The organism is Photobacterium sp. R1, from assembly GCF_054600795.1.
The window spans coordinates 1-277 of sequence record NZ_BAAHZP010000490.1 but is presented as its reverse complement, the minus strand read 5'-3'; the positions used below and the strand labels follow the sequence as shown (position 1 = coordinate 277).

1 protein-coding gene is annotated in these 277 nt (G+C 47.7%); it reads left to right on the top strand.

What is annotated here, in order from left to right:
• The coding region (locus tag ACYP03_RS25990; protein WP_459782672.1) for an aminotransferase class I/II-fold pyridoxal phosphate-dependent enzyme at window positions 1-277 on the top strand (277 nt) is incomplete at both ends.

Genomic DNA, 277 nt, shown 5'->3' with positions numbered 1-277 from the left:
ATAACCCGACAGGCGCGGACATCTCATTTGATGACTGGAAAGCAATCACTGAGCTGGCGAATAAAAATGGTTTCCTGCCATTTGTTGATATCGCTTATCAGGGATTTGGTGACGGTCTGGAGCAAGATGCTGCCGGTTTACGTCATCTGGCTGACAATGTGGAAGAAATGATTGTTGCCACCTCTTGCTCCAAGAATTTTGGTTTGTACCGTGAGCGTACGGGGGCGGCGATTATTATCAGTGATTCTCTGAAAGAAGCCCAGAAAGCGAAAGGCAG